General features: G+C 71.2%; 16 protein-coding genes. 9 read left to right on the forward strand and 7 right to left on the reverse strand.

The window, feature by feature from the left end; genetic code table 11:
* Positions 1–10: 10 nt before the first annotated feature.
* Positions 11–850, reverse strand: coding sequence for a cytochrome c (locus ACN26Z_RS23435; protein ID WP_093401216.1), 840 nt, complete (start codon positions 848–850; stop codon positions 11–13).
* Positions 851–926: 76 nt separating this feature from the next.
* On the reverse strand, positions 927–1,526 hold the full coding sequence (locus ACN26Z_RS23440) for a cytochrome c oxidase subunit 3 (protein ID WP_093401217.1): 600 nt from the start codon (positions 1,524–1,526) through the stop codon (positions 927–929).
* A 108-nt stretch (positions 1,527–1,634) separates the two neighbouring features.
* On the opposite strand from ACN26Z_RS23440, the gene ACN26Z_RS23445 reads away from it, so the two are divergent.
* The 4 genes from ACN26Z_RS23445 (at position 1,635) to ACN26Z_RS23460 (ending at position 4,633) form a co-directional block, all read left to right on the forward strand.
* Complete coding sequence (locus tag ACN26Z_RS23445; protein WP_421463441.1) at positions 1,635–2,636, forward strand: cytochrome c oxidase assembly protein; 1,002 nt, start codon at positions 1,635–1,637, stop codon at positions 2,634–2,636.
* Between the two features lie 163 nt (positions 2,637–2,799).
* Complete coding sequence (locus ACN26Z_RS23450) at positions 2,800–3,195, forward strand: hypothetical protein (protein ID WP_093401218.1); 396 nt, start codon at positions 2,800–2,802, stop codon at positions 3,193–3,195.
* A gap of 84 nt (positions 3,196–3,279) precedes the next feature.
* Positions 3,280–4,326 (forward strand): anthranilate phosphoribosyltransferase, encoded by a 1,047-nt coding sequence (trpD, locus tag ACN26Z_RS23455; protein ID WP_421463442.1) that lies wholly within the window; start codon positions 3,280–3,282, stop codon positions 4,324–4,326.
* Positions 4,327–4,432: 106 nt separating this feature from the next.
* The gene (locus tag ACN26Z_RS23460) at positions 4,433–4,633 is read left to right on the forward strand and encodes a hypothetical protein (protein ID WP_282237370.1); all 201 of its coding nucleotides are present in this window, start codon (positions 4,433–4,435) and stop codon (positions 4,631–4,633) included.
* A gap of 77 nt (positions 4,634–4,710) precedes the next feature.
* On the opposite strand, the gene ACN26Z_RS23465 is transcribed toward ACN26Z_RS23460, so the two are convergent.
* Together ACN26Z_RS23465 and coxB are read right to left on the reverse strand one after the other, a co-directional pair.
* On the reverse strand, positions 4,711–5,139 hold the full coding sequence (locus tag ACN26Z_RS23465) for a cytochrome c oxidase subunit 4 (protein ID WP_093401221.1): 429 nt from the start codon (positions 5,137–5,139) through the stop codon (positions 4,711–4,713).
* Between the two features lie 10 nt (positions 5,140–5,149).
* Complete coding sequence (gene coxB, locus ACN26Z_RS23470; RefSeq protein ID WP_093401222.1) at positions 5,150–6,121, reverse strand: cytochrome c oxidase subunit II; 972 nt, start codon at positions 6,119–6,121, stop codon at positions 5,150–5,152.
* Positions 6,122–6,314: 193 nt separating this feature from the next.
* Between coxB and ACN26Z_RS23475 the strand changes: the two genes are divergently transcribed.
* Entirely contained in the window at positions 6,315–7,466 is a 1,152-nt protein-coding gene (locus ACN26Z_RS23475) for a cysteine desulfurase family protein (protein WP_421463443.1), read from the forward strand.
* 71 nt (positions 7,467–7,537) lie between these two features.
* A complete protein-coding gene (locus tag ACN26Z_RS23480) occupies positions 7,538–7,756 on the forward strand; it encodes a sulfurtransferase TusA family protein (RefSeq protein WP_421464703.1) in 219 nt (72 codons plus the stop codon).
* Positions 7,757–7,862: 106 nt separating this feature from the next.
* On the opposite strand, the gene ACN26Z_RS23485 is transcribed toward ACN26Z_RS23480, so the two are convergent.
* The 3 genes from ACN26Z_RS23485 to ACN26Z_RS23495 all read right to left on the reverse strand — a co-directional run bounded on the left by ACN26Z_RS23485 (position 7,863) and on the right by ACN26Z_RS23495 (position 10,771).
* Positions 7,863–8,840: a carbohydrate kinase family protein gene (locus ACN26Z_RS23485; protein WP_421463444.1), complete on the reverse strand. Its 978-nt coding sequence runs from the start codon at positions 8,838–8,840 to the stop codon at positions 7,863–7,865.
* A 270-nt stretch (positions 8,841–9,110) separates the two neighbouring features.
* Complete coding sequence (erpA, locus tag ACN26Z_RS23490; RefSeq protein WP_093401225.1) at positions 9,111–9,479, reverse strand: iron-sulfur cluster insertion protein ErpA; 369 nt, start codon at positions 9,477–9,479, stop codon at positions 9,111–9,113.
* Positions 9,480–9,631: 152 nt separating this feature from the next.
* Positions 9,632–10,771: a glycerate kinase gene (locus ACN26Z_RS23495; RefSeq protein WP_421463445.1), complete on the reverse strand. Its 1,140-nt coding sequence runs from the start codon at positions 10,769–10,771 to the stop codon at positions 9,632–9,634.
* A gap of 68 nt (positions 10,772–10,839) precedes the next feature.
* Between ACN26Z_RS23495 and nadA the strand changes: the two genes are divergently transcribed.
* The 3 genes from nadA to ACN26Z_RS23510 all read left to right on the forward strand — a co-directional run bounded on the left by nadA (position 10,840) and on the right by ACN26Z_RS23510 (position 14,284).
* Positions 10,840–12,015: a quinolinate synthase NadA gene (gene nadA, locus ACN26Z_RS23500; RefSeq protein ID WP_421463446.1), complete on the forward strand. Its 1,176-nt coding sequence runs from the start codon at positions 10,840–10,842 to the stop codon at positions 12,013–12,015.
* Between the two features lie 227 nt (positions 12,016–12,242).
* A complete protein-coding gene (murA, locus tag ACN26Z_RS23505) occupies positions 12,243–13,598 on the forward strand; it encodes a UDP-N-acetylglucosamine 1-carboxyvinyltransferase (RefSeq protein ID WP_093401573.1) in 1,356 nt (451 codons plus the stop codon).
* Between the two features lie 80 nt (positions 13,599–13,678).
* Positions 13,679–14,284 carry a DUF3043 domain-containing protein gene (locus ACN26Z_RS23510; protein ID WP_093401226.1) on the forward strand — a complete coding sequence of 202 codons (606 nt, stop codon included), beginning with the start codon at positions 13,679–13,681 and terminating at the stop codon, positions 14,282–14,284.
* Positions 14,285–14,647: the final 363 nt, after the last annotated feature.

The raw sequence follows: 14,647 nt of genomic DNA on the forward strand, positions 1-14,647 counted from the left end.
GTCCCCCCGCTCACGACTTGCCCGCGATCCACAGGCTGGCGAAGACCAGCGCGACGATACCGACGAGGAAGATCGCCACTCCCTCGGTGGAGGGTCCGTACCGGCCCAGGTTGAACAGGCCGCCCGGGTCGCCGTCGTCCTTCAGCGTCTGCTGGATGTAGGCGATGATGTCCGCCTTCTGCTCCGGCGTGATCTGGTTGTCGCCGAAGACCGGCATGTTCTGCGGGCCGCTGAGCATCGCCGCGTAGATCTGCCGGTCGGTGGCCGGCGCGAGGCTCGGCGCGTACTTGCCCGAGGAGAGGGCGCCGCCACCGCCGCTGAACGCGTGGCACTGCGAGCAGTTGATCCGGTACAGCTCGCCGCCGATCGCGACGTTGCCGTCGGCGTGCAGGTTGTCACCGGCCGGCACGACCGGGCCACCGCCGAGCTCCTGGATGTACGCCGCGAGCTGGTCGATCTCGTCGCGGGTGAACACCTCGGGCTTGCGCGCCGCCTGGGCCTCCTGCCGGGCCATCGGCATCCGACCGGTGCCCACCTGGAACTCCACGGAGGCGGCGCCGACGCCGATGAGGCTCGGCCCGCGCCCCTCGACCCCCTGCGCGTTGCGACCGTGACAGGTCACACAGCTCACGTCGAACAGCGCCTTGCCGTCGGCGGCGGCGGTGCTCAGCGGCGGGTTCTCCTGGGCGGCAGCGCCGGGGGCGAGGACGGTGTAGGCGCCGCCGGCCAGCATCAGCGCGGCGACCAGCCGGACCGCAGCACCCAGCCGGCGGCGGCCCCTGCTGGGCGCCCCGGGCCGCCCGCGCAGCCGCGCGAGCAGACCGCGTCGGCGGTCGTTGTCAGAAGTCATGACCTGTGTCCTTAACCGGTTGGACCTTGTGTTGCGGGGGGTGGAGCAGCGGCAAGGCGGCTGGCGCGCGCCAAGATCACTGGAGCCAGTAGATCATGGCGTAGAGCGCGATCCACACGACGTCGACGAAGTGCCAGTAGTACGACACCACGATCGCGGCGGTGGCCTGAGCCGGGGTGAACCGGCCCATGGTGGTACGGATCATGAAGATCACGAAGGCGATCAGACCCCCGGTGACGTGCAGGCCGTGGAAGCCGGTGGTCAGGTAGAACATCGACCCGTAGCCGTCGCTGTTGATCTTGACACCGTGGTGCACCAGCTCGCGGTACTCGTTGAGCTGGCCGAGCACGAAGATCAGACCCATCACGAAGGTGATCGTGAACCAGCGCCGCAGCGCGTGGACGTCACCCTTCTCGGCGGCGAACACGCCGAGCTGGCAGGTCACCGAGGACAACACCAGGATCACCGTGAAGGTGGTCGCGTACGGGATGTTGAGGACCTCGGTGTGCTCCGCCCACTGCTCCGGTGCCGCCGCGCGGATGGAGAAGTACATCGCGAACAGCGCCGCGAAGAACATGAGTTCGCTGGAGAGCCAGACGATCGTCCCGACGCTGACCATGTTGGGACGCGTCAGGGAGTGGATCCGGCTCTTGTCAATGGCTGGGGCCGCAGTCACGCGGTCATTATTGCCGTTCACCACGGCCGGCGATCAGCGGGGGGTGAAACCCGGGCCAGGTGTGGCCCGATCGGTACCGTCCGGTTCGCCTGACCTAGGCTGATTGGCGTGCTGCACGTCGATCCGATCTCCCTGGCTGCTCCGGCCGCGCCGCTGCTCACGGCGGCCATGACCGGCTCGGCCGCGAACGGGATGACGACGGGCGTCGGGGCAGTGGCGGCCGAAACCGCCCCACCGCCGTTCTCCATCACCGCCGTGGTGACCGAGGCGCGGCTGGACAGCTGGCTCGCCGTCGGCCTGGTCCTCGCCGCCGGTCTCTATCTCTACGGGGTGTACCGGCTGCGGCTGCGCGGCGACCGCTGGCCGGTCGCCCGGACGATCTTCTTCCTCGGTCCCGGCCTCGGCGGCATCGCCTCGGTGACGGTCAGCGGGCTGGAGGCGTACGACAGCACGCTGCTGTCGGTGCACATGGTGCAGCACATGGTGCTGTCCATGGTCTCGCCGATCTTCCTGGCGCTGGGCGCGCCGGTGACCCTGGCCCTGCGTACCCTGCCGACCGGTCCGCGCAAGCGGCTGCTCGCGGTGGTGCACAGCCGGATCGCCCGAATCTACACCTTCCCGCTCGTGGCGTTCGCCATCTTCGTGGTGAACCCGTTCGCGCTCTACTTCACCGACCTGTACCGCTACACGCTGGAGCACGCCTGGGCGCACGAGGTGGTGCACGCGCATTTCATCATGACCGGCTGCGTCTTCTTCTGGCCGCTGCTCGGACTGGATCCGCTGCCGGGACGCTGGCCGTACCCCGGGCGGGCACTGCTGATGCTGTTGTCGGTGCCGTTCCACACCGTGCTCGGGCTGACGATCATGCAGAGCACCACCCTCTTCGGCGGCGACTGGTACCCCTCACTCGGGCTGAGCTGGGCCGACCCGTGGGAGGACCAGGTGCTCGCCGGCGGGATCCTGTGGGCCGGTGGCGAGTTCGTCAGCGTGACGATGCTCGCAGTCCTGGTGGTGCAGTGGATGCGTCAGGCCGAGCGGGAGGCCCGCCGGATCGACCGCGAACTGGACCGCCAGGAGGCCCGCCGCCGAGCGGCGGAAACGACCGCCTGAGGGCAGCCCGGCAACGGGCCGGGGCGGCGTGTCACGCGCACCACACCGACCGGTACGATCAGCCACGCAGCTACGAAGTGGGAGCCGTGAAAGCCATGAGCGAGCGGATCGAGCTCGGTGTGATGGTGTCTCAGGACGGCCCGAAGCGAAGCGGAGTGTCGGCATGAGCGACCGTCTGTGCACCGTCCTGCTCTACAGCGACGACCCGCAGGTGCGGGACCGGATGCGGCTCGCCGTCGGCACCCGACCCGCGGCCGACCTGCGGGTCGAGTTCGTCGAGGCGTCCACCTACGCCGAGTGCGTCCGACTGGTCGACGACTACGAGATCGACCTGATGCTGCTCGACGGTGAGGCCACCCCCGGCGGCGGCATCGGCATCGCCCGGCAGATCAAGGACGACCGTGACGACGCCCCACCCACCTGTGTGGTGATCGCCCGCGCCGCCGACCGCTGGCTGGCGTCCTTCGCCGAGGTCGACGCCACTCTGGTGCACCCGCTCGACCCGGTCACCACCGCCGCCACCGTGACCGAGCTGCTGCGCGCGGGCGCGCCCGCCTGACGTCCCACTCCGGCACCGCCACGGCGCCGGGCGAGCCGGCGCCGGTCCCGTCCCACCCGTAACCGTCTGCTCGGGAGGCCCACCATGGGCGATCGGACCTGGCCGCACCTGCTCACCGCGCTGCTGCGCGGCGAGGAACTATCCGCCGCCGACACCGCCTGGGCGATGGGCGAGATCATGTCCGGGTCGGCCGGGCCGGCCCAGATCGCCGGCTTCGCCGTCGCGCTGCGGGCCAAGGGCGAGACCCCGGCCGAGGTGACCGGGCTGGTCGAGGCGATGCTCAGCCGGGCCGTCCCGGTCGAGCTGCCCGAGGAGGTACGCGCCGAGGCGCTCGACGTGGTCGGCACCGGTGGCGACCTCGCCCACACGGTCAACATCTCCACGATGACGGCGCTGGTCGTGGCCGGGGCCGGCGTACGCGTCGTCAAGCACGGCAACCGGGCCGCCTCGTCCTCCTGCGGCACCGCCGACCTGCTGGAGTTCCTCGGCATTCCACTGGATCTCGGGCCCGATCAGGTGGCCCGCTGCGTGGCCGAGGCCGGGATCGGCTTCTGCTTCGCGGCCCGGTTCCACCCCGGCATGCGCCACGCCGGTCCGGTCCGCCGGGAACTGGGCGTGCCGACCGCGTTCAACTTCCTCGGCCCGCTGACCAATCCGGGCCGTCCCCGCTCGGGCGCCGTCGGCTGCTTCGACGCCACGATGGCGCCGGTGATGGCGGCCGTCTTCGCGGCCCGGGGCGACTCGGTGCTGGTGATGCGCGGCGAGGACGGGCTGGACGAGTTCACCACCGCCGCAGCGACCCGGTTCTGGATCGCCCAGAACGGGACCGTCAGGGAGGCCGTGGTGGACGCGGTCGACCTCGGCGTACCCCGGGCCACCCTGGCCGATCTGCGCGGCGGCGACGCGGCCCACAACGCCGACGTGGCCCGGCGGCTGCTCGCCGGCGAGCCGGGACCGGTACGCGACGCCGTCCTGGTCAACGCGGCGGCGGCCCTGGCCACCCAGGGGCCCCTGGACGGCGACCTGACCGACGCGCTCTGCGCCGGCCTGGGCCGCGCCGCCGAGTCGATCGACTCCGGCGCGGCCGCCCGCACCCTGGACCGCTGGATCGAGGTCGCCCGCACCGTCTGATCCCACCCGGTGCTCGACGCGGGGTATGTCGGAGGGCCGTGGGAAACTACAACTGAGTAGTTCCGGCGACGCCCAGCGACCGGCCGCCGAGCGGAAGGAGAGGTCCGTGACGGAGCGCGAGCTTCACTGCGAAACCTGCGGCAGCATCCAGCCGTTCGAGGCACCGCCCTGCGTCGACGGCCACGGGGCCGACTGCCCCGAGCGCGCCTGCACCGGCTGCGGAGCGGCGATCATCACCGTCTTCGTCCTCAGCCCGCCGCGCCGGTCGTCCCGTCGCCGCACGGCGGTCCGACACCGCGCCGCCTGAACCGGCCCGCCCACTCGGCACCGACAACGACGAGAGCCCGCCCCGGTTGGGGCGGGCTCTCGTTTCGTTTCCGCGGCTCAGTGCTCGGCGGTGCGCCGAGTCCCGCTGTAGTACTCGAACAGCAGGCCGCAGGCGGCCAGGATCACGGCCAGCGCACCGAGGCCGAGCAGCCAGAACTGCCAGAACACCAGGCCCAGGCCGGCGATCGCGGCGGCCAGGGCCAGCCCGAACGGCCAGTAGCTGCCCGGGCTGAAGAAGCCGATCTCGCCCGCGCCGTCAGCGATCTCGGCGTCCGGCCGGTCCTCCGGACGCAGGTCGATGCGGCGGGAGACGAACCAGAAGAAGCCGCCGCACATCGCGCAGAGCAGGAACGACAGCAGCAGGGCCACGGTGCCGATCCACTCGACCCGACCGTCCGCTTCGGCCCACGTCCAGCCGCCGTAGAGGAAGGTCGCGAACAGCAGGAACCCGGCGATGATCAGGAAGATACGCCACTCGGTCTTCATGCCGGTTGCCTCAGCTTCCCGTGCCGGCCGGAGCGGTGTCCGGGTTGAAGTTGCTCTCGGTGCGCCGCGTCTCGAACGGCCGCGTGGTGGTCGCGTACGGCTCCTCGCCGATCGACGTCAACGCGTCCTGGGTCGAGGCACCGCCCTGCTTGGCGGCGAGGAAGCGGTCGAAGTTCTCCGGCGAGACGACCCGTAGCTCGAAATTCATGAAGGCGTGGTAGCTGCCGCACAGCTCGGCGCAGCGGCCCACGTAGGCTCCCTCGGTCTCCAGCGAGGAGACCTCGAAGACGTTACGGATGCTGCCGGGCATGACGTCCCGCTTGAACAGCATCTCCGGCACCCAGAACGAGTGGATGACGTCGCGGCTGGTCTCCTCGAACCGGATGGACCGGCCGGTCGGCAGCACCAGGATCGGGATGACCTCGCTGGTGCCGAGCACCGACGCGGTGGTCTCGGCGTCGACGCCCTGGCCGTCGCGGTAGTTGAACTGCCAGTTCCACTTGAAGGCCACGACCTCGACGGTGACGTCGGGGTTGTTGGTGGTCTTCACCACGTCGGTCTGCACCACCGCGGTGTAGTAGAAGAGCACCGAGACGATCAGCACCGGCGCGATGGTGTAGAGGAACTCCATCGGCAGGTTGTAGCGGGTCTGCACCGGCAGCTCGTTGCCGCGCTTGCGGTAACGCACGATGCACCAGAAGATCAGGCCCCAGACGAAGAAGCCGACCGCGAGTGCCGCGACACACGAGGCGATCCACAGGTCGTACATCCGCCGGGCCTCGGGAGTGATGCCGCCCTGCGGCCACCCGAAGCCTCCGAACGCCGCACCGACGTCACAGCCCGTGAGCAGGACCAGCAGCGCCGCCCCACTGAATCCGAGCCCGGCGAGACGCCCGGCACGACGCCCCCGCCGCCCACCGGCTCGCGGGGTTGCGCTGCGCCGTACGGCCGTCGGCCGTACCTCCGAACTCCTTGCGACCACCTGGTCCTGCCTCCCTAGCGCGCCGCGGTGTCCTCGTTTCGGCCGGCTCCGCCGAGCGGAGCCGCCGCACCGGCGGCAAAGGCGTCACCGACGGTCGCAGATTACTCGACCATGACGGGCTGGACCCGGTTGGGGTCGTTGTCCGCACCCGACGGGGGATCTTGTGCCGACCGAGGCGATAGCGTGGGCAGACGTGACTTCCTCCCCCGTCTACCTGGACGCGGCCACCGCCGCGCCGCTGCATCCGGTCGCCCGGCAGGCGCTGCTGGCCGCGCTCGACGACGGTTGGGCCGACCCCGACCGGCTCTACTCGCAGGCCCGGCGCGCCCGCCACCTGCTCGACGCCGCCCGCGAGGCCACCGCCGACACCCTCGGGGTACGCCCCGACGAGCTGTCCTTCACCGCCAGCGGCACCAGCGCCGCGCACACCGCAGTGCTCGGTGGGCTGCGCGGGCGCCGACGCGCCGGCCGAGTCCTGGTGCACTCGGCGATCGAACACTCGGCCGTGCTGCACGCCGCCGAACAGCACGTCGCCGGCGGTGGCACGGCGGTCGAGGTGCCGGTCGACCGCCTCGGCCGACTGGACCTGGACGCCTGGTCGGCGGCGGTCACCGGTGCCGAGGTGGCGTCGGCCGCGCTGATCGCGGCCAGTCACGAGGTGGGCACCGTCCAGCCGGTCGAGGCCGCCGCGGCGGCCTGCGCCCGGGTCGGCGTGCCGCTCTACGTCGACGCCGCGCAGCTGGTGGGCCGGGTACCGGTGCCGTCCGGCTGGTCGGTGTTGACCGCGAGTGCCCGCAAGTGGGGCGGTCCACCCGGCGTCGGACTGCTCGTGGTCCGCAAAGGCACCCGCTGGGAGTCACCCTGGCCGGCCGACGAGCGTGAGTCGGGGCGTACGCCCGGCACGTTGAACCTGCCGGCGGTGGTGGCGGCGGCGGCGAGCCTGCGCGCGGCGGCGGCCGACGCGGCGGCCCAGGCGACGCGGCTGTCCGCGCTGGTGGACCGGATCCGGGCCCGGGTGGCGGCCGAGGTGCCGGACGTGGAGGTGGTCGGCGATCCCGAGCACCGGCTACCGCATCTGGTCACCTTCTCCTGCCTGTACGTCGACGGGGAGGCGTTGCTGCACGCGCTGGACCGGCGGGGTTTCGCCGTCTCGTCGGGCTCGTCCTGCACGTCGTCCACCCTGCGCCCGTCGCACGTGTTGGAGGCGATGGGGATGCTCTCGCACGGCAACGTCCGGGTCTCGCTGCACACCGGCAACACCGAGGCCGATGTGGAACGCTTCCTCACCGAACTGCCCGGCATCGTCGCCAACCTGCGGGAACAGGCGGGAGTGACAGGGCTGTGAACGTCCCCGACGCCACCGGTGACACACCGGACCGCCCCGTGGGGGGCGCGTCCAGCGACCTGCCCGGTCAGCTGCCTGACGAGGTGCTCGACTGTCTCGGCCAGCGCTGCCCGCTGCCGGTGATCGCCCTGGCCCGCCGGCTACCGGAGCTGCCGGTGGGCGCGGTGGTCCGGGTACTCGCCGACGACCCGGCGGCAGCTGTCGACATCCCGGCCTGGTGCCGGATGCGTGGCCAGAAGTTCCTCGGCGCCCACCCCGGCCCCACCTACCACATCCGCCGAACCCACTAACAATTGATCACGAGGTGGGCGGCACCGTGGGATCGAACGCTGCCGCCAACCTCATGATCAACACCGATCCCGACGCCGGGATGCTGGTGCCCACTCGGGGTTCGAGTCAGGGGAGGAGGTGCGGGCGGAGTTCGTTGGCGGCGTGGTCGCCGTAGGACTCGGCGAGGCGCTTGACGAACACGTCCCGGCGCACCTGGTACTCCTGGGTGCCGACGGTCTCCAGCACCAGCGTGGCGAGCAGGGAGCCGACCTGGGCGGCCCGCTCCAGCCCTACCCCCCAGGACAGCGCGGTGAAGAAGCCGGCGCGGAAGCCGTCCCCGACACCTGTGGGGTCGACCGCCTGGGTCTCCCGGGCGGTCGGCACGTGGATCGTCTCGATCTCCCGCCCCGCGATCTCCACCCCGTGCTTGCCCAGCGTGGTGACCCGGATTTTCACCCGGTCCAGCAGTTGGTCGTCGGAGAGGCCGGCCTTGCTCTGCAGCAGCGACTTCTCGTAGTCGTTGGTCATCAGGTAGTCGGCGCCGTCGATCAGCGCGATGACGTCCTCGCCGGGCATCCGGGCGAGCTGCTGGGACGGGTCGGCGGCGAACCGGTAGCCACGCTCGCGGCACTCGGCCGAGTGCCGCAGCATCGCCTCCGGGTCGTTGGCGCCGACCAGCACCAGGTCGAGCCCACCGAGACGCTGGGCGACCGGGTGCAGCTCGATGTTGCGGGCCTCGCTCATCGCGCCCGCGTAGAACGAAGCGATCTGGCACATGTCGGTGTCCGTGGTGCAGACGAAGCGGGCAGTGTGGGCGATCTCGCTTACGTGCACCGAGTCGCAGTCCACCCCGTGCCGCTCCAGCCAGGAGCGGTAGTCGGCGAAGTCGGCACCGACCGCGCCGAGCAGCACCGGCCGGAGACCGAGCTGCCCCATGCCGAACGCGATGTTGGCCGCCACCCCGCCCCGGCGCAGCACCAGATCGTCCACCAGGAAGGAGAGCGACACCTTGTGCAACTGATCGGCGATGAGCTGGTCGGCGAACCGCCCAGGGAAGCTCATCAGGTGGTCGGTGGCGATCGAGCCGGTCACGGCGATCTTCATGGCAACCCTCGGGGTCGGCAGCAGAGCCCGATCAGCCTACCGGCACCGCGCCCCCCCGAGCGACCACCCGACTCCACCCCACCCCCACCCCCGCACCCACCCCCCACCCACCCGCCTGCACGGATGATCAAGAGGTTTTGGCCGCGCCGCCGGCCATATCGCGACCAGAACTTCTTGGTCAACTGGGTGGATGCGGGCGGCCGGGGTGCAGAGACGCGGACGGCGGTACGGCCGCTGGGGCCGTACCGCCGTCCGCGTGCAGAACCGGACTCAGCTGAACGAGTCTCCGCAGGCGCAGGAGTTGCCCGCGTTGGGGTTGTCGATCGTGAAGCCCTGGGCGTCGATCCGGTCGGCGAAGTCGATGGTGGCGCCGGCCAGGTAGGGGGCGCTCATCCGGTCGACGACGACCTCGACACCGTCGTAGTCGGTGACGATGTCACCGTCGAGCGAACGCTCGTCGAAGAAGAGCTGGTACCGCAGGCCGGAGCAGCCGCCCGGCTGCACGGCGACCCGGAGCCGCAGGTCGTCGCGGCCCTCCTGCTCGATCAGGGCCTTGACCTTCTGCGCCGCGACGTCGGTGAGGACGACGGACGTGGGGGCCTTGGCCTCGGTCGACTCGGTCTGCGCTGGCGTGGTCACGTGGAATTCTCCCTGCGGCGCGTCGGTGTGGTCCTCCCCTGGCCAACGTCAGCCGCCGGTCAGCGATTCCCACAGTGGTCCAGTTCTTGATTGTAGGCCGCCGGTGGCGGCCTGGCCCGGCGGCGTGACCAGGCACTCGGTGGGAACCGGGATCAGCGGCTCCACTGCCGGGCCAGCCGGGCGCCGAGCGCCCGCAGCCCCTCCGCCGGACGCTCCAGCGCGGCGGTCAGCCCGCCGTGCTCCTCGCCGCCGAAGTGCTCCACCAGGCTGTACGTGTCGGTCACCCCGACCGACGCCGCCTCCCGCCGCCCGGTGCTCACCTGCCCGGCGAGCACGACGCAGGGTACGCCCCGGTCGCGGGCGGCGCCGGCCACGCCGGCCACCACCTTGCCGCGCAGCGACTGGTGGTCGAACCGGCCTTCCCCGGTGACCACCAGATCCACCTCGTCGAGCACTGTTTCCAGCCCGACGGCCCGGCTGACCAGGCCGATGCCGGACTCGCACCGCCCGCCGAGGGCGAGCAGCGCGGCACCGATGCCGCCGGCAGCGCCGCCACCCGGCAGCGCGCCCAGCCCGCTGGGGCAGCCGGGCAGGTCCCGCTCCAGCACCTCGGCCCAGCGCCCGAGCGCGGCGTCGAGCAGCAGCACGTCGGCCCGGTCGGCGCCCTTCTGCGGGCCGAAGACGTTGCTGGCGCCGTGCAGACCGAGCAACGGGTTGTCGATGTCGGTGGCCGCGATCAGCCGGGCCTCACGCAACCGGGGCAGCCCGTCGAGCTTCGCCGCGGCGGCCAGGGCCGCACCGCCGTACGGCAGGGCCGCGCCGGTGCCGTCGAGGCCCACCGCGCCCAGGGCGGCGAGCATTCCCGCGCCGCCGTCGTTGGTCGCGGAACCACCGAGCCCGACCACCACCGTGCGCGCACCGGCCTCCACCGCGGCGGCGATCAGCAGACCCAGGCCGTACGACGTGGTGGTCAACGGGTCACGCTCGGCGGCGTCGAGCAGGTGCAGGCCGCAGGCCTGCGCGCTCTCCAGCCAGGCGACCGCACCCCCTTCGGTGAGCAGCATCTCACCGGTGGCCGGGCGGCCCAACGGATCGGTCGTCGGCACCGGTACCCGCCGACCGGGCAGCGCCTCGGCGAGCACGTCGAGGAAGCCCGGTCCCCCGTCGGCCAGCGGTCTGACCAGCAGGTCGTCGCCGGGTGCCACCTCCCGCCAGCCGTCGGCCACGGCAGCGGCGACCTGCGGGGCCGGCAGCGTACCGGCGAACTTGTCCGGGCAGAGCAGTACGCGCATGCCTGGCAGTGTGGCAGCCCACACCGGCACGGGCGGCACGGCGGTCATGCTGTGGGACCATGGAGAGCGTGACGTCGACCTGGGTTGAGCCCTCCAACACCGCCACTGCGCTGCTGCTCCTCGGCCGCGGCAGCGACCCCGCCACCGAACGTGGCGTGGAGTGTCCGGGTGACCTGCCGGCACCGAGCGATCCCGACCTGGTGGCCCGTGCGACCGCGGCCAAGGCCGCCCTCGGCGACCGAGTCTTCGTGCTGGGTCACCACTACCAGCGCGACGAGGTGATCCAGTTCGCCGACGTGACAGGCGACTCGTTCAAGCTGGCCCGCGAGGCCGCCGCCCGGCCGCAGGCCGAGTACATCGTCTTCTGCGGTGTGCACTTTATGGCCGAGAGCGCGGACATCCTCACCGCCGACACGCAGCAGGTCGTGCTGCCCGACCTGGCCGCCGGCTGCTCGATGGCGGACATGGCCGCGCTGCCGCAGGTGGAGAACGCCTGGGAGGTCCTCTTCGAGCTGGGCCTGACCGAGCGCACCGTCCCGGTCACCTACATGAACTCCTCGGCTGACATCAAGGGCTTCGTCGGCCGCAACGGCGGTGTGGTCTGCACCTCGTCGAACGCGAAGCGGGCCCTGGAGTGGGCGTACCAGCAGGGTGAGAAGGTGCTCTTCCTGCCCGACCAGCACCTGGGCCGCAACACCGCCGTGCTGGAGATGGGTTTCTCCCTGGACGACTGCGTCCTGTACGACCCGCACAAGCCGAACGGCGGGCTCACTGCGGAGCAGCTGCGCGAGGCGAAGATGATCCTCTGGCGCGGGCACTGCTCGGTGCACGGCCGGTTCACGCTGGACAGCGTCAACGACGTTCGGCAGCGGGTGCCGGGAGTGAACGTGCTGGTGCACCCGGAGTGTCGGCACGAGGTGGTGCAGGCCGCCGACCTGGTCGGGTCGACGGAGTACATCATCAGGACCATCGAGGCGGCCCCGGCCGGCTCCGCGTGGGCCGTCGGCACCGAGTTGAACCTGGTCCGCCGGCTGGCGCTGGCCCACCCGGACAAGCAGATCATGTTCCTGGACCGGGCCGTCTGCTACTGCTCGACGATGAACCGGATCGATCTGCCGCACCTGGTCTGGGCGCTGGAGGAGCTGGTCGCCGGTCGGGTGGTCAACCGAATCACGGTCGACGCGGACACCGCGCACCACGCTCGGGTGGCGCTGGACCAGATGCTCGCACTGCCCGGGGCCTAACCTACACCGTCCCTCACGCTGAGTGAGGGACGGTGTACGCGAAAGTGCCGGATCACCGATAAATGCCCTCCGAGGCGGTGTGACCGGATCCATTCTCATCACGGAGGGCTATGCTGCCGGGCGACGACATACGCGGGCGCGGGCGTTTGGGCGCGACCGCGTCCCGGGTAGCGAACCGGGTGGTGTCCATCCATCGAAACGGCAGCACGCACGCGCTGGAGGTTGCGTTGACCGACGACGTCCTGGTCGTACACGGAGGCACGCCGCTGCAAGGGCGGATCCGCGTGCGCGGCGCGAAGAACCTGGTTTCCAAGGCGATGGTCGCCGCGTTGCTCGGCGACAGCCCGAGCCGGCTGTTCGACGTACCGAAGATCCGCGACGTCGAGGTCGTCCGGGGCCTGCTGGGGCTGCACGGCGTCAAGGTCACCGACGGCGTCGAGGACGGTGAGCTGGTCTTCGACCCGGCCAACGTGGAGAGCGCCAGCACCGACCAGATCAACGTGCACGCCGGCTCCAGCCGGATCCCGATCCTGTTCTGCGGGCCGCTGCTGCACCGCCTCGGGCACGCCTTCATTCCGGACCTCGGCGGCTGCCACATCGGGCCCCGGCCGATCGACTTCCACCTGCAGGCGCTGCGGGAGTTCGGTGCGACCGTCGACAAGACCCCCGAAGGGCTGCACCTGTCCGCGCCGAACGGGCTGCACGGCACCAAGTTCGCGCTGCCCTACCCGAGTGTCGGCGCGACCGAGCAGGTGCTGCTGACCGCGGTGATGGCCGAGGGTGTCACCGAGCTGCGCAACGCGGCCGTGGAGCCGGAGATCGTCGACCTGATCTGTGTGCTGCAGAAGATGGGCGCGATCATCAAGGTGCACACCGACCGGGTCATCGAGATCCAGGGCGTGCCGAAGCTGCACGGCTACACCCACCGGCCGATCCCGGACCGGATCGAGGCGGCGAGCTGGGCGGCGGCGGCGTTGGCCACCCGTGGCCACGTCGAGGTGCTCGGCGCGGAGCAGGCCGACATGATGACCTTCCTGAACGTCTTCCGGTCGGTCGGCGGCGAGTACGAGGTGACCGACACCCGTCCGCCTCGGCCCGGACAGCCGGGTCAGGAGGGCGGCATCCGTTTCTGGCACCCCGGCGGTGAACTCCAGGCCACCGCGCTGGAGACCGACGTGCACCCGGGCTTCATGACCGACTGGCAGCAACCGCTGGTGGTGGCCCTGACTCAGGCTCGCGGGCTGTCCATCGTCCACGAGACGGTCTACGAGCAGCGGCTCGGCTACACCGAGGCGCTGAACTCGATGGGCGCCAACATCCAGGTCTACCGGGACTGCCTGGGCGGCACCCCGTGCCGCTTCGGCCGGCGCAACTTCAAGCACTCCGCGGTGATCGCCGGCCCGAGCAAGCTGCACGCCGCCGACCTGGTCATTCCCGACCTGCGGGCGGGCTTCAGCCACCTGATCGCCGCGCTGGCTGCCGAGGGCACGTCGCGGGTCTACGGCGTCGACCTGATCAACCGGGGTTACGAGGACTTCGAGGCCAAGCTCGCCGATCTCGGCGCGCAGGTGGAACGGCCGTAGTCGACTCGACGCGCCGCCTGCCGCGCGTTCGCCTGCACCGCGATGTGCACCGGGCGCGCGGCGTTGGCTACCCTTGCCGCGTGCCGTCGCTGTTTCGTCGCAAGTCCGCCGACCTCGCCGATCCTCCCACCGAGCCGCTGACCCCGGCGCAGGAGGAGGCAGCCGAGGCGGCGCGGTCCCGTGCCTACACCCCGGCCAAGGGACGGGAGACGCCGAAGCGGCCCGTCACCGGCCGCCGACCCGCCGGGGCGACGAAGCCGCTGAGCAAGGACGAGGCGAAAGCGCTGCGCCGGCAACGACGTGCCGAGGCGGCCGCGGAGTTCCGGCGTGAGGGCGGTCCCCGTGACCGGGGTCCGGAGCGGCTGCTGGCCCGTAACGTCGTCGACTCCCGACGCACCGTCGGTACCTGGTTCTTCGGCGGCGCCCTGGTGGTGCTGATCGGCTCGAACCAGGCGATGCCGCCGGTGATCCGGTTGGCCTCCAACCTGCTCTGGGGCGCGCTGGCGCTGGGCGTGGTGATCGACTCGGTGCTCATCTCCCGCAGGATCAAGAAGCTGGTCCGCGAGCGGTTCCCGAAGTCCACCCAGCGGATGGGTTCGCTGTACCTCTACGCGATCATGCGCTCGATCACTTTCCGCAAGCTGCGTTCGCCGGAGCCGCGGGTCGCCATCGGCGACCAGGTCTGATCGCCACCCAGACACGCCGAGCACTGTCGGATCCTCGAATCGGGCCCTTCCGCCGGGCTGGCGCCGGAGCGATCCTGGGTCGCGTCACCCGCCCCCCCCGGGCAGCCGCAACGGGCGACTGACGGTGGGTGCAGCATCGTCGGAAGTCCGATACCGGCATAGGGATAAATGTCCGGATCAATAGGATAACGTTTGGGTTGACGAGGGTGCCGCAGTGGCGGTGACCGAGCCCGCGCCGCTACCCTCCTTGCGCAGCCATTCGGTGCCCGGACGAGCGATTTCACCGGTCTCCGGGGTGCCCAGCGCGACCATTTCCGACGAGGTGACATCGCCGTGAGCGAGCGGACGCGAGCCGACCACCGG

Origin of the sequence: Verrucosispora sp. WMMD703, assembly GCF_049178935.1 — a bacterium.
Classification (GTDB): domain Bacteria; phylum Actinomycetota; class Actinomycetes; order Mycobacteriales; family Micromonosporaceae; genus Micromonospora; species Micromonospora sediminimaris.

Bases quoted from the DNA above. Each gene is read 5' to 3' on its own strand.
- ACN26Z_RS23435 (WP_093401216.1), bottom strand. From the start codon at position 850: ATGACTTCTGACAACGACCGCCGACGCGGTCTGCTCGCGCGGCTGCGC.
- ACN26Z_RS23450 (WP_093401218.1), top strand. From the start codon at position 2,800: ATGAGCGACCGTCTGTGCACCGTCCTGCTCTACAGCGACGACCCGCAG.
- trpD (WP_421463442.1), top strand. From the start codon at position 3,280: ATGGGCGATCGGACCTGGCCGCACCTGCTCACCGCGCTGCTGCGCGGC.
- ACN26Z_RS23465 (WP_093401221.1), bottom strand. From the start codon at position 5,139: ATGAAGACCGAGTGGCGTATCTTCCTGATCATCGCCGGGTTCCTGCTG.
- ACN26Z_RS23485 (WP_421463444.1), bottom strand. From the start codon at position 8,840: ATGAAGATCGCCGTGACCGGCTCGATCGCCACCGACCACCTGATGAGC.
- ACN26Z_RS23495 (WP_421463445.1), bottom strand. From the start codon at position 10,771: ATGCGCGTACTGCTCTGCCCGGACAAGTTCGCCGGTACGCTGCCGGCC.